The sequence below is a fragment of the Microbacterium yannicii genome (assembly GCF_024055635.1).
Lineage (GTDB): Bacteria > Actinomycetota > Actinomycetes > Actinomycetales > Microbacteriaceae > Microbacterium > Microbacterium yannicii.
This window is the reverse complement of sequence record NZ_JAMXMB010000040.1, coordinates 216709-229385: the sequence shown is the minus strand read 5'-3', so window position 1 is coordinate 229385 and position 12677 is coordinate 216709. Positions and strand designations below refer to the sequence as shown.

The following is a 12677-nucleotide window of genomic DNA, read 5'->3' as shown; positions in this document are numbered from 1 at the left end:
CTGTTGGGTACGAGCTGTGGGGTACGAGCTGCAGGGCAGGGCGGGCGGCCGTGGAGTCACGTCCGGCAGCGGCTAGAGTCGTCACCCGTGTCCACCGTCGCGGAATCCGCTGATCGCTACCGCATCGAGCCGACGGCGCTGCAGGCGCTGCGGCGCCCGCGGCTGCTGACGCGCGAGGTGCTCGCCGGACTGGTCGTGGCGCTCGCCCTCATCCCCGAGGCGATCGCGTTCTCGGTCGTCGCCGGCGTGGATCCCCGCGTCGGGCTCTTCTCGTCGTTCGTGCTCTCGGTCGTCATCGCGTTCACCGGCGGCCGCCCCGCGATGATCACCGCCGCTGCGGGCGCGGTCGCGCTCGTCATCGCCCCGGTCGCGCGTGAATACGGCGGGGACTACCTGATCGTCACGATCGTTCTCGCCGGCGTGATCCAAGTGCTCTTCGCCGTGCTGGGAGTCGCACGGCTCATGCGGTTCATCCCGCGCAGCGTCATGGTCGGATTCGTGAACGCCCTGGCCATCCTGATCTTCCTGTCCCAGGTACCGCAGCTGATCGATGTGCCGTGGGCGGTGTATGTGCTGGTGGCGGTGGGACTCGGCATCCTGTTCGTCTGGCCGCGCATCACGCGCGCGATCCCCGCGCCGCTCATCGCGATCGTGCTGCTGACCGCCGCGGTCGTCGTGTTCGGGCTCTCGGCGGTGCCGAACGTCGCCGACCAGGGAGAGCTGCCCCGCAGCCTTCCGGAGCTCCTCATCCCGAACGTGCCGCTGACGTGGGAGACGCTGCAGATCGTCGCGCCCTACGCGTTCGCCGCAGCGCTGGTCGGCCTGCTCGAATCGCTGATGACAGCCAAGCTCGTCGACGACATCACCGACACCCGCTCGCGCAAGACCCGCGAGGCGTGGGGGCTCGGCGTGGCCAACATCGCCTCCGCCTTCTTCGGCGGCACGGGCGGCTGCGCGATGATCGGCCAGACGATGATCAACGTCAAGACCTCGGGCGGCCGCACCCGCATCTCGACGTTCCTGGCGGGCGTCTGGGTGCTGATCCTGGTCGTCGCGCTCGGCGACATCGTGGGGCTGATCCCGATGGCGGCGCTCGTGGCCGTGATGATCCTGGTGTCGGTCTCGACCTTCGACTGGCACAGCGTCCGGCCGTCCACATTGAGACGGATGCCGCTCAGTGAGACCGTCGTGATGCTCGTCACCGTCGTGGCAACCGTCTGGACCCACAACCTCGCCATCGGCGTGGTGCTCGGCGTGCTCACCGCGATGGTGCTGTTCGCGCGCAGGGTCGCCCACTTCACCACCGTGAGCCGCACCGTCGAGGGCGACACCGCCCGGTACCGGGTGGACGGCCAGCTGTTCTTCGCCTCGAGCAACGACCTGACCACGCAGTTCGAGTACGCCGCTGATCCTGCCCACGTCGTCATCGACCTGTCCCGCACGCACGTGTGGGATGCCTCGACGGTCGCCGCGCTGGACGCGATCGTCACGAAATACGAGCAGCGCGGCACCACCGTGGTGCTCGAGGGCATGACCGATGCGTCGGCGTCGTTCCACGGGCGGCTGAGCGGTGGGCTGGGCTCGGCCTGAGCGCCCGCTTCACGCAGACACCGCCTCAGCGCAAGCCCTTGCCGCGGCACACCATCCTCTGGGTACCGTGAGGGATGCTGCGGCGACCGGACGAGATGCTCGGAGAGCGGTCGAGCGTTCCGCTCGTCGGCCCGGTGGAGCCGCCTGCGCTGCACATCATGACGCTCAACATCCGGCGCCGCTTGAACGGCGTGACCTGGAGGCGGGCGGATCCCTGGCGGCACCGTGCTCCCGCTGTCCGAGCGCTGCTGCGGCAGGAGCAGCCGACCGTGGTCGGCCTACAGGAGGCGATGCCGGACCAAGCCGACGCCGTGCGCGCCGCGCTCGGCGCTGCCTACCGGTTCGTGGGGCGCGGGCACGGTCGGCGCGGCAGCGGTGAGGGCTGTCCGATCTTCTTCGACGCCGAGCGGCTCGAACTCGTGGACTGGGATCAGGCCGCGCTGTCGGATCATCCGCGCGAAGCCGGCTCCCGCTCGTGGGGCAACCTCATCCCCCGCATCGTGGTGACGGCCCGCTTCCGCGACCGCCGCACCGGGACGGCATTCACCGTGGTCAACACCCACTTGGACCCGTTCTCGCCGCGCTCGCGCGTGCGCTCGGTCGATGCGCTCCGGGCGATGGTCGGCCACGGCCCGAGCATCCTCACCGGCGATCTGAACGCGGGTGAGGGATCACGGACTCTGCGGGCGCTCCTCGATGACGGCGGGCTGCAGGATGCCTGGACCGCCGCGGCGCGCCGGCTGACGGCATCCGTCGGCACGTTCGCCGGCTACCGGGCGCCGCAGCCTTCACGGCCCCGCATCGACTGGATCGTCGTCACGCCGGACGTGCGGGTGGCGAGCGCGGGGATCAACGACTTCCGTCACGGCGGGGTGTGGCCGTCCGACCACCTGCCGGTCCAGGCGGTCGTGACCGTCGCTGCCGGCCGGGCCGCCGCGTGAAGGCGCGGTTCCTCCGGCCGCCGCACGGCGTCGCGGAGTGGACGGCCGACGCCGTGCGACTGCTCGGTCCGCTCAGCGTCGTCGCGGCATTCATCTGGTGGGCGCCGTCGGATGCGGGCATCCTGGCGCTGTCACTGCTCGCGCTGGTGGTCCCCCGGTTCGTCGGGGCGCGCCCGGCGTACGACGTCGTCTTCTGCCTCACCGTGCTCGTCGCAGCGTGGAGCAATGTGCTGCACCTCTACGAGACGGTGCCGTCCTGGGACCTCGTCGTGCACTTCGCGTGCACCGGCGCCCTTGCTGCGATGGCCTACCTCCTGCTGGCGAGGCTCGCGGTCGTACCCCTTCCTCTCGCCGCCGGCACCCGGCGGGCGACCCCGATCGTCCTCGTCACGAGCCTGGGCCTCGCCCTGAGTGCGGTGTGGGAGATGGCGGAGTGGATCGGCAGGACCTTCGTCGACCCCAGCATCTTCGTGAGCTACCAGGACACGATCGGCGACATGGCCGCGGGCGGGCTGGGCGGGTTGGTCGCCGGGCTCGTCGTCGCCCGCGTCAGGCTGCTCGAGCGGGAGTGACCTCGACGAGCCGCACGTCACGCAGCTCGCCGGCGTCGACCTCGGCGGTCATCATCGTATGCACGGGCTGACGGCGGCGATCCGTCGGCGATCCCGGGTTCAGCAGCCGCAGGCCCCCGGGCGTCTCCGTGTCCCACGGGATGTGGCTGTGGCCGAACACCAGCACCTCGGTATCGGGGAAGGCGGCCTCCATGCGCGCCTCGCGCCGCTGCGACGGCCCCGTCTCGTGCACCACGGCGAACCGCATGCCTTCGATCGTGCGCCGCGCCACCTCCGGCAGGCGGGCACGCAGGTCAGCGCCGTCGTTGTTGCCCCACACGCCGAGCACGTCGGCGTGCTGCACCAGCTCGTCGAGGACGGATGCCGCGACCCAGTCGCCCGCGTGGATCACGAGATCGGCCGCATCGGCCGCGCGCAGCACCGCATCGGGGAGCCGGCGTGCGCGCCCCGGGATGTGGGTGTCGGAGATCAGCAGCAGCCGTGTCGCCATGACCCGATTCTGCCCCGCCGGCCCTCGGAACTCACGGCCCGCTCCCAGGTTCGCGGGACCAAAAGCGGCGCGGCATCCGTTCTCCTCCTATGACGCCGCAGCCAGCGACGTCGACCCAGGAGGAATCGTGAGCAACGACTACCGCAAGACCCCCGAGGCGCTCAGCCGCCTCACCCCGACCCAGTACAGCGTCACGCAGGAGGACGGCACCGAGCCGCCCTTCCGCAACGAGTACTGGAACAACCACGAGCCCGGCATCTACGTCGACGTCGTCTCGGGCCAGCCGCTGTTCTCATCGACCGACAAGTACGACAGCGGAACCGGGTGGCCCAGCTTCACCAAGCCCATCGAGCCCGACGCCGTCGAGACCAAGAAGGACTGGAAGTTGATCCTACCGCGCACCGAGGTGCGCTCGTCGGGCGCGGGCAGCCACCTCGGCCATGTCTTCCCCGACGGCCCCCGTCAGGCGGGCGGCCTGAGATACTGCATGAACTCGGCCTCACTGCGCTTCGTGCCCGCCTCCTCGCTCGAGGACGAGGGCTACGGCGCCTACCGACACCTCTTCACCACCCAGAACCAGGAGCACGCATCATGACCAGCGGTCCCTTCGACACCGGCGAGATCACCCGCACCCCCGGCACCGAGACGGCAGTACTCGCCGGCGGCTGTTTCTGGGGCATGGAGGACCTCATCCGGCGCCAGCCCGGCGTGCTCGGCACCCGCGTCGGCTACACCGGCGGCGAGAACGCGCACGCGACCTATCGCAAGCACCCGGGGCACGCGGAGGCCGTCGAGATCGTCTTCGACCCCACCAAGACGACGTACCGCGACATCCTGGCGTTCTTCTTCCAGATCCACGACCCGTCGACCCTGAACCGCCAGGGCAACGACATCGGCTCGAGCTACCGTTCGGCGATCTTCCCGCTCTCCCCCGAGCAGGAGGAGGTCGCGCGCGAGACCATCGCCGACGTCGACGCGTCGGGACTCTGGCCGGGTAAGGCCGTGACCACCATCGAGCCCTCCGGCCCGTTCTGGGAGGCCGAGCCCGAGCACCAGGACTACCTGCTGCGCATCCCCAACGGCTACACGTGCCATTTCCCGCGTGCCGGCTGGGTGCTTCCCAAGCGCGCCGACGCCACGGCGTGATGGTGACGTCTCGAGGTTGAGCGAGCAGCTCACCGCGAGACGAGAACGGATGCCGCGACCCGACGGGTCGCGGCATCCCTCTGTCTGCCCCTCTCCCCGCTCACGACCGCCGCAGCTTGCCGACGCAGGCGGTGTATCTGAGGCTCACTGCGTCCTCTCTTCTCAGCATCGCCACGCGCGTGCGCGGCGCGAGCAGAGGAGTCGTGGTGGCTGACGCAGCGCAAGCCCCCTCGGGCACTCGATGGATCGGCGACACGTCGTGGGCGACGTGGCTGACCATCCAGGTGGCCCGCATTCCCAACACCGCGAGGTCGCGCGCCGCCGAACGCGAGCGCGCCGGCGTCAAGGAACCGGCGACCGGCCTGCTGCGCAGCGACGACGCCGACTTCCGTGCCGCAGCGCGGAAGGTCGCCGCATCGGCGCCGCGCCAGTTCGGGCGGCTCGACGAAGTGATTCTGCGCGGTCGGTTCGTGCTGCGCGGCGACGACATCGCGACACTCGACGAACTGGTCCACGAGGCGGTGCGGATCGCCGCCCATGGTTTCGCCCGCCCCGGATCGTCGGCGTCCGACATCGCGGCGCTCGATGCCCGGCTCGTCTACGCGGAAGACTTCCTGAAGCGCCGCGAAGGCGAGATCGCCCGGCGCAGATATGCGCGCGGCCTGCTCAGCGGAGTGATCCTGACCTTCGTCGCCCTGGGAGTGATCGCCGGCGGCGGTGCGGCAGTGATCACGCTCTGGCGGGGAGGTCCCATCCCGCCGGAACAGGCCGACGCCTTGCGCGACGTCCTGGTCGCCGTCGGCGCAGGCGCCGCCGGAGCGTGCGTCAGCGTCCTGCTGCGCATGCACAAGCTGAACGATCTGCCGATCGAAGTCGCGGCCGGTGGGGCCGCGCGCTACCGCATCTTCCTCGGGTGGTTCTTCGCCGCCGCCGTCGTGTTCCTGCTCAAGAGCGGGATCCTTGCGGCCACGGTGTTCGTCATCCCCGACGGCCGCGTCGAGAGCTGGTTCTTCTGGGGCTCGGTGGGCTTCCTGGCGGGGTTCAACGAGCGCTGGGCGACCAATCTCATCTCGCGCAGTCCCCGCGACGGCGCCGAGACGCCTCCGGCCACCGGAAAGGCCTCGGGTGCGGCGACGTCTCCGGCGGGCGGATCTGCGGACGGCCACGAGACCTAGGCCGCACCCCATCACGCTCCACTCCACAGCTCGGTCACCCACGCGTCGCCGCCGCACAGACGGCCGTGCTACCCTGGAACGCCCGATCGGGCTGTTTTGTCGACATCCTCTGCCATCAACGAGGAATGCAGAGCTTCCGACGTCCACCGCCGAGTGCGGTTTCACTCCCATCGATTTCCGTGCCTCTTCCGCCTCGCGGACGCGCACCTTCTGAAAGAACTTTTGACCTCCGTCACTTCCACCGCAGCACCGGCACAACTCCTGCTCGACTGGCACCAGGCCGACGCCGACGTCTTCGTCGCGACCGCCGCCGGCGAGTACGCGGGATTCGTCGCTGTCGGCTCCCACGGCTTCGAGGCGCAGAGCGCCCTCGGATCCCCCCTCGGCGTGCACTCCACGCACCCGCAGGCATCCGCGGCGGTCGCCGCGTCGTTCGCCTCGCACACCGTCTCCCCCGCGCCTCACGCGCGGCTCACACGTCCACTGCGCGCTCGCGCGAGTGGCACCCGCGGCCGTTCACACGGCCCACGAAAAAGAAGGAAAGACACGATGGCCACTGGCACCGTGAAATGGTTCAACTCCGAGAAGGGCTACGGCTTCATCGCCCCCGACGACGGTTCGGCCGACCTCTTCGCGCACTTCAGCGCGATCACCGGCGAGGGCTTCAAGGAGCTCCGCGAGGACCAGAAGGTCGAATTCGACGCCGAGCGTGGCCCGAAGGGCATGCAGGCCGCCAACATCCGGCCGCTTTGATCTGTCGTCAGCCGGGGCCGATCACTTCGGCCCCGGCTGACCGCCGACAGTCTTCCTGCCCTCACCCGGCCGGATCGGCAGGCTGAGCCTGCTCGACCGGCTGACGCAGGATCGTCCGCTGCCGCTCGGGAGCCGAGCGCCGCGGATCGGTGAGATAGATCTCGTGATGCAGCCCGCGCATGCGCAGGCCCGCCCCCGGGATGAACCGGCTGTGCATCTCGTCGAGCACCGGCGCCTCGTCGTCGTACGAGCCCACGTGGAGCGTCTGCACGCACGTGCCCTCCGCCAGCTCCGTCATCCGCAGCCGATCGATGGCCACTGAACCGCTCTTCGCGGCCGCCGCGTCCCGCGCTCGCTCGAAATGGGCGGTGCCGATCCATTCCGGGACGAGGCTCATCATCGTCCAGCTCCAGCGCGACTTGTCCCGTTGAGTCGTGAAGGTCGCCATGTCATCGGACCACCACAGTCCTTCGAGCGGCATCACGACGTAGTCCCGATCCAGCTCCGTCTTGCTCAGGAACTTCAGCGTGTAGGCGACGGAGAACACCGCGGCAACCGCCTCCGCGTACGCCTCCGCCGTGTTCGGATCTCCGTGACCGTCGACCGTGAGGTACCGCATCGCCGGCACGTCGACGATCTCGAACGACCCCCGCGGAGCCTTGTACGCGGGGATCGACTTCTTGAGATCGACCTTGCTCACGACGCGCCGTCGGCCGACGTCGCCTGCCCACCGCTCGACGACTCCGACTTGCGTCCGCCCGCCTCGAGCACGTCGCCCGCGGGCAGCTCCTGGTGGCCGCCGAACTGCAGTCGCATGGCCGAGAGCACCTGGTTGGCGAACTGGTCCTCGCCGCGCGATGCGAAGCGTTCGAAGAGGGATGCTGCGAGCACCGGCGCCGGAACCCCCGTGTCGACGGCGGCCTTGACGGTCCAGCGCCCCTCGCCCGAGTCCGACACACGGCCCGCCAGCCCTTCGAGCGTCGGGTTGCCCTGGAGCGCGGCAGCGGTCAGGTCGAGCAGCCACGACGAGATCACGGATCCGCGCCGCCACAGCTCGGCGACCTTCGGGGTGTCGATCGTGAACTGATAGAACTCCGGCTCCTCGAGCGGGGCGACCTCGGCCGAGTGCTCCGCCTCCTGGATCCCGGCATCCGCGTGCTCGAGGATGTTCAGGCCCTCCGCGAGCGCCGCCATGACCCCGTACTCGATACCGTTGTGGACCATCTTCACGAAGTGTCCCGCACCGGAGGGCCCGCAGTGCAGGTAGCCGAGCTCTTCGGGCGCGAAGTCGCCGGCGCGCCCGGGCGTGCGTCCGACCTCACCGCTGCCGGGAGCGATCGTCCGCAGGATCGGCTCGATCCGCTGGAACGCCTCGTCAGGCCCGCCCACCATCAGGCAGTAGCCGCGCTCGAGGCCGAAGACGCCGCCGCTCGTTCCCACGTCGACGTAGTGGATGCCGCTGTCCTTCAACGCCGCCGCGCGACGGACGTCGTCGCGATAGTTGGAGTTGCCGCCGTCGATGATGATGTCGCCCGGCTCGAGCAGTGCGGCCACCTCGTCGACGACTCTGCCGGTCAGTCCCGCGGGGATCATCAGCCAGATCGCTCGCGGCGCCTCGAGCTGCGAGACGAGTTCGCCCAGGTCGCCGGCGCCGACGGCGCCCTCCGTCACGAGGCCGGCGACGGCATCCGTGCTCACGTCGTAGACGACGCACTCGTGGTCGTCCCGCATCAGCCGCCGGACGATGTTGCCGCCCATCCGGCCGAGGCCCACCATTCCCAGCTGCATCTCCGCTCCTCCGCTCGTCTGTCGGGTCGGCGCTCGACCGCCCTCCCGGCAGTCTAGGCAGGAGCGGCGCCGGACCGGCCGCCGCATGCTGCCGGCTCCGCGAGGAACGGATGCCGCGACAGCCGCGCCTCTCGCGTGTGGCGCCGCTCGCGTGCGGCGCCGGTGGAGCCGGTCAGGGCGTCGGCGAACCGCCGGTCACGGCGAGCGTCTCACCGGCGACGTAGCTGGACTCCGCGGACGCGAGGAACACGTAGGCCGGAGCGAGCTCGGCCGGCTGGCCCGCGCGGCCCAGTGGCGTCTGCTCGCCGAAGCTCTCGATCTTCTCCGGGGGCTGTCCGTCCGTGACCTGCAGCGGGGTCCAGATGGGTCCGGGCGCGACGGCGTTCACGCGGATCCCCTTCGGAGCGAGCTGCTGCGCCAGCGCCTTGGTGAAAGCGTTGATGGTCGCCTTCGTCGCGGCGTAATCGACGAGGATCTCGGAGGGCTGGTAGGCCTGAATCGAGGTGGTGTTGATGATGGTGGAGCCGGGCGTCAGGTGCGGGAGCGCGGCCTTGGTGATCCAGAACATCGCGTACACGTTCGTCTTGAAAGTGTCGTCGAACTGCTCGTCGTCGAGAGTCGTCAGATCTTCGTTGAAGATCTGCTTCCCGCCGTTGTTCACGACGATGTCGAGACCCCCGAGCCCGTCGACGGCGCGCTCGACGAGCTCGCGGCAGTACTCCGGATCGCGCAGATCGCCGGGCAGCGTCAGCGCCGTGACGCCGGCATCCTGGATGAGACCGGCGATGCGCTGCGCGTCCTTCTCCTCCTCGGGCAGATACGACATCGCCACGTCTGCGCCCTCCCGGGCGAACGCGATGGCGGTCGCCGCGCCGATGCCGGAGTCGGCGCCGGTGATGAGCGCCTTGCGACCGGCGAGGCGGCCGGACCCGCGATAGGTCTCCTCGCCCAGATCGGCTGCGGGTTCGAGCTCGGCATCGAGGCCGGGCTCCGGCTGATGCTGCTTCTTCGGATCGAAGCCGGCATACATCTCAGCGGGATTGGTGAACGTGTACTGGTCGCGCTTGTCGGTAGCCATGCCGTCACGCTAGGCAGAGCGCGCGGCGCACGTCGCGGGGTTGCGCGTACACGGAAGATTCGTTAGGCGGGGTCGGGCATCCGACCAGGCCGCATGTCGACCGGACTCAGTCGCGCGGGCCGCGACCCCCGGAGAAGCCCGCGAACAGCGCATGCAGCAGTGGCAGCAGGGAGGCGATCATCAGGACGGTGCCGATCGTGAGGTCCTCCGCACGCAGCACCGAACCGCTGATCAGCAGTCCGGCGAACAGCACGGCCGAGACGACGCGGCGGCCCATCCGCTCGAGCCGCTTCAGCCACCTGTCGAGCTTCGGCACGTCGGCGACGAGCCGCCCGTCCTCGATGCGCGTGACCATGTCGTCGAGCCGTCGCGGCAGGCGTGCGACCACACCGGCCATCGACGTCGCCTCCCGCACGACGGCTCTTCCCACGTTGCCGCGCTCGTCTCGCAGCAGGCGATCGGCATACGGCTCGACGGCATCCCACACGTTGAAGGACGGGTCGAGCGAACTGCACATCCCGCTCGTCAGCGAGACCGCACGGATGATCAGCAGGAAGTTCTCCGGCAGCTGGAACGGCAGCGACCGGACGACATCGCCGAACTCCTTGGCGAAGTCCCGGAACTCGCGCGGGTCGACCTTCTGCAGCTCGGCGAAGCCCATTCCCCCGAACCGGGCGAACAGCGCGGTCATGGCCCGCTCGAGCTCGATGGTGTCTGCGGAGGGCAGCAGCACGCCCACCGCACGGATGCTGTCGATCATCTGCCCGGTGTTGCGTGACGCGACCGCGATCACCAGCTGCTGCAGACTGTGCCGCAGCGTGTCGGGCACCTCGCCCATCATCCCGAAGTCGATGAACGTGAGCGTCCACGGATGACGGGTGTCGCCGACGGGACGCGCGACCGGGGTGACGAAGATGTTGCCCGGATGCGGGTCGGCGTGGAAGAAGCCCCGCAGGAACAGCTGGTCGAACATGACGTCGGCGAACTCCACCGCCACCGCAGCGGGATCGATTCCTGCGGCCCGCAGCCCCTCGATGTCGTTGATCTTGATCGCGGTGACGTCCTGGAGTGTCAGGACGCGGCGCGTGGTGCGCTCCCATGCGATCTCGGGGGCGGCGACGCGGGCGTCGCCGGCGACGTCTACCGCGAACCGTTCGGCGTTCTGCGCCTCGTGGAGGTAGTCGATCTCCTCGCGACTGGTGTGCGCGAACTCCTCGACGAGCTGCGGCAGATCCACGTGGTCGCGCACGATCTTCACGCGGCTGAGCCAGCCGGCCACCCGCCGGAGCGCCGCGAGGTCGACGTCCACGATCGCCTCGATGCCCGGCCGCTGCACCTTGATGACGACGTCGGCGAACCCTGTCTCGAGAGCGTCGGTGGGCGTCAGCCGGGCACGATGCGCCTGACCGAGGGATGCCGCGGCGACGGGTGTCTCATCCACCCACTCGAACGCACGGCTCAGCGGCACGCCCAGCTCCGTCTCGGCGAGCTCGCGGATGGCCGGGAACGCGACAGGAGGCACCTCGTCCTGCAGGCCCTCCAGCTCCTTCGTGATCTCGGGCGGCAGCACGTCGAGCCGGGACGACAGGAACTGGCCGACCTTGATCATGAGCCCGCCGTACTGGACCGCGAGGACGTGGAAACGTCGCGCGATGGTGCGCAGTCGGCGCGTGCGTCCGCGGGCGGCGAGCGCGCCCAGCCCGAACCGCGGCAGGACCAGCTCGAACCACCACGCCTGGACCATGTAGCGCCCGGCGAACCGCAGGATCCGGCGATAGCGGGCGCGCGGGTTCGCGACGTCGGCCATCGAAGCTCCTCGGCGGTGCGGATCGGGTGATCAGGGATGCCTGCGCTCCCGGTCGCCCGGGATCGCCGACCCCGCCGACACCGTGCGCGCCGGTAGACGTCGTGCGCCGGCGCCCGGCCGGCCCGTCAGTCCTGGGCGAGGATCGAGTAGAGCTTACGCCGCGCCTCGTCGAGCACCTCGACGGCCTGCGCCACCTGTTCGGGCGTGCCGCCACGGCCGACCTGAGCGGCGGCCTGCGCGAGCTTCGCACCCGCCTTCGGCAGGGCGCTGGTGCGCCCCGTGTCGCGGGATCCGAAGGCCTCCCAGGGAGCGGACTGGCCGTCGGCGGCCGCGGCCTCGGTGCGGCCGGCCTCGGTGAGCGAGTAGGTCTTCTTGCCGTTCGACTCCTCCGCCGCCACCAGGCCCTCGTCCGCGAGGAGCTGGAGCGTCGGATAGACCGATCCCGGGCTGGGCTTCCACGCGCCGTCGCTGCGCGCCTCGATCTCCTGGATGATCTGGTACCCGTGCATGGGCTTCTCGGCGAGGATCGCGAGGACCGCGGCCCGCACGTCGCCGCGGCCGACGCGCGGGGAGAACCCGCGCTCGAAGGCATCCTTCAACTGGTCCATGGCATCCCACAGACTGCCGGGCAGACCCGCGCCCGCGCCCTGACCTCCTGGACGTGAACCGAATCCGGGGAACGAACCGCTCATGACGACCTCCTGAACGAGTGTGTGCCGATATGCCGACGATACCTAGCGATATATCGCTGAGCAAGGGAGCAGGCTGGGCGTTCGCTGTCAGATCGGTGGCGGATGCCGCGATCGCACGAGGCGCCGCCCGAGCCGTCACCACCCCAGCGAGCCGCGTTCGCCCTTGAACGGCCCCACGATCTCGGGCGTGATCCATCCGCCGTAGAACCGCCCCGGCTGGGGCATCACCTCGACGCTGTCGACCGTGCACAGGTCCATGTCGCGCGCGTAGACCGCCACCCGACCGTCGAGTGACTCGAACCCCGCGGCGGGACGGGGGTAGGTCCACGCGGCCCGCGGACGCAGCTGTCCCCCGCCGCTGACGTCGAAGTATCGGGCGCTCCCCTTGAACTCGCAGTACGACGATCCCTCGCCCGACGTCAGCGCGCCGTCGGCGAACGCGGAGATCGGCAGGTAGTAGACCGGCGGGTGGCTCGTCTCGAGGACGCGCACGACGTCGTCGGTGTCGACGATCGCCTCGTCGCCGAGCCGGATCAGCACGCGCCGCGCGACCCTCTCGACCCGGGGCGGACGCGGATAGTCCCAGACGGATTCTTGACCGGGACCGACCGGTGATGGCTCGGGCCGCATACGCCACCTCCTGAG

At 70.0% G+C, this 12677-nt stretch carries 14 protein-coding genes; 7 read left to right on the top strand and 7 right to left on the bottom strand.

Going from position 1 to position 12677, the window contains the following annotated elements; all coding sequences use genetic code 11:
- Positions 1-87 precede the first annotated feature (87 nt).
- The 3 genes from NCG93_RS18810 (at position 88) to NCG93_RS18800 (ending at position 3103) form a co-directional block, all read left to right on the top strand.
- Positions 88-1590, top strand: a complete 1503-nt coding sequence (locus tag NCG93_RS18810) for a SulP family inorganic anion transporter (protein ID WP_252787605.1) — start codon at positions 88-90, stop codon at positions 1588-1590.
- Positions 1591-1664: 74 nt separating this feature from the next.
- A complete protein-coding gene (locus NCG93_RS18805) occupies positions 1665-2531 on the top strand; it encodes an endonuclease/exonuclease/phosphatase family protein (protein WP_241741599.1) in 867 nt (288 codons plus the stop codon).
- On the top strand, positions 2528-3103 hold the full coding sequence (locus NCG93_RS18800) for a DUF2238 domain-containing protein (RefSeq protein WP_194413249.1): 576 nt from the start codon (positions 2528-2530) through the stop codon (positions 3101-3103). Before NCG93_RS18805 ends, NCG93_RS18800 begins: the two co-directional genes overlap by 4 nt.
- Here the strand turns inward: NCG93_RS18800 and NCG93_RS18795 are convergent.
- Entirely contained in the window at positions 3081-3593 is a 513-nt protein-coding gene (locus NCG93_RS18795) for a metallophosphoesterase family protein (protein WP_194413248.1), read from the bottom strand. The two genes, NCG93_RS18800 and NCG93_RS18795, sit on opposite strands and share 23 nt — an antisense overlap.
- Before the next feature lie 127 nt (positions 3594-3720).
- On the opposite strand from NCG93_RS18795, the gene msrB reads away from it, so the two are divergent.
- From msrB to NCG93_RS18775, 4 genes are all read left to right on the top strand, one after another.
- Positions 3721-4188: a peptide-methionine (R)-S-oxide reductase MsrB gene (gene msrB / locus NCG93_RS18790; protein ID WP_194413247.1), complete on the top strand. Its 468-nt coding sequence runs from the start codon at positions 3721-3723 to the stop codon at positions 4186-4188.
- Positions 4185-4739 carry a peptide-methionine (S)-S-oxide reductase MsrA gene (gene msrA, locus NCG93_RS18785; RefSeq protein ID WP_194413246.1) on the top strand — a complete coding sequence of 185 codons (555 nt, stop codon included), beginning with the start codon at positions 4185-4187 and terminating at the stop codon, positions 4737-4739. Before msrB ends, msrA begins: the two co-directional genes overlap by 4 nt.
- Before the next feature lie 206 nt (positions 4740-4945).
- The gene (locus NCG93_RS18780; RefSeq protein ID WP_194413245.1) at positions 4946-5914 is read left to right on the top strand and encodes a hypothetical protein; all 969 of its coding nucleotides are present in this window, start codon (positions 4946-4948) and stop codon (positions 5912-5914) included.
- A gap of 549 nt (positions 5915-6463) precedes the next feature.
- On the top strand, positions 6464-6667 hold the full coding sequence (locus NCG93_RS18775) for a cold-shock protein (protein ID WP_026059428.1): 204 nt from the start codon (positions 6464-6466) through the stop codon (positions 6665-6667).
- Positions 6668-6728: 61 nt separating this feature from the next.
- Here NCG93_RS18775 and NCG93_RS18770 read toward each other — a convergent pair whose 3' ends face one another.
- From NCG93_RS18770 to NCG93_RS18745, 6 genes are all read right to left on the bottom strand, one after another.
- A complete protein-coding gene (locus NCG93_RS18770) occupies positions 6729-7367 on the bottom strand; it encodes a GyrI-like domain-containing protein (protein WP_194413244.1) in 639 nt (212 codons plus the stop codon).
- Positions 7364-8455 carry a phosphogluconate dehydrogenase (NAD(+)-dependent, decarboxylating) gene (gnd, locus tag NCG93_RS18765; RefSeq protein ID WP_194413243.1) on the bottom strand — a complete coding sequence of 364 codons (1092 nt, stop codon included), beginning with the start codon at positions 8453-8455 and terminating at the stop codon, positions 7364-7366. The genes NCG93_RS18770 and gnd overlap by 4 nt, the downstream gene beginning before the upstream one ends.
- A 172-nt stretch (positions 8456-8627) precedes the next feature.
- Positions 8628-9533, bottom strand: coding sequence for an SDR family oxidoreductase (locus NCG93_RS18760; RefSeq protein WP_372496006.1), 906 nt, complete (start codon positions 9531-9533; stop codon positions 8628-8630).
- Between the two features lie 106 nt (positions 9534-9639).
- On the bottom strand, positions 9640-11340 hold the full coding sequence (locus tag NCG93_RS18755; RefSeq protein ID WP_194413242.1) for an ABC1 kinase family protein: 1701 nt from the start codon (positions 11338-11340) through the stop codon (positions 9640-9642).
- Positions 11341-11465: 125 nt separating this feature from the next.
- Complete coding sequence (locus NCG93_RS18750; RefSeq protein WP_194413241.1) at positions 11466-12032, bottom strand: PadR family transcriptional regulator; 567 nt, start codon at positions 12030-12032, stop codon at positions 11466-11468.
- A 135-nt stretch (positions 12033-12167) separates the two neighbouring features.
- Entirely contained in the window at positions 12168-12662 is a 495-nt protein-coding gene (locus tag NCG93_RS18745) for a DUF427 domain-containing protein (protein ID WP_194413240.1), read from the bottom strand.
- Positions 12663-12677: the final 15 nt, after the last annotated feature.

What these genes read in the sequence shown, in the direction of transcription:
- msrA (WP_194413246.1), top strand. Translation starts at nt 4,185, where the DNA reads ATGACCAGCGGTCCCTTCGACACCGGCGAGATCACCCGCACCCCCGGC.
- NCG93_RS18805 (WP_241741599.1), top strand. Translation starts at nt 1,665, where the DNA reads ATGCTGCGGCGACCGGACGAGATGCTCGGAGAGCGGTCGAGCGTTCCG.
- NCG93_RS18745 (WP_194413240.1), bottom strand. Translation starts at nt 12,662, where the DNA reads ATGCGGCCCGAGCCATCACCGGTCGGTCCCGGTCAAGAATCCGTCTGG.
- NCG93_RS18760 (WP_372496006.1), bottom strand. Translation starts at nt 9,533, where the DNA reads ATGGCTACCGACAAGCGCGACCAGTACACGTTCACCAATCCCGCTGAG.
- NCG93_RS18775 (WP_026059428.1), top strand. Translation starts at nt 6,464, where the DNA reads ATGGCCACTGGCACCGTGAAATGGTTCAACTCCGAGAAGGGCTACGGC.
- NCG93_RS18750 (WP_194413241.1), bottom strand. Translation starts at nt 12,032, where the DNA reads ATGAGCGGTTCGTTCCCCGGATTCGGTTCACGTCCAGGAGGTCAGGGC.
- NCG93_RS18755 (WP_194413242.1), bottom strand. Translation starts at nt 11,340, where the DNA reads ATGGCCGACGTCGCGAACCCGCGCGCCCGCTATCGCCGGATCCTGCGG.
- gnd (WP_194413243.1), bottom strand. Translation starts at nt 8,455, where the DNA reads ATGCAGCTGGGAATGGTGGGCCTCGGCCGGATGGGCGGCAACATCGTC.
- NCG93_RS18795 (WP_194413248.1), bottom strand. Translation starts at nt 3,593, where the DNA reads ATGGCGACACGGCTGCTGCTGATCTCCGACACCCACATCCCGGGGCGC.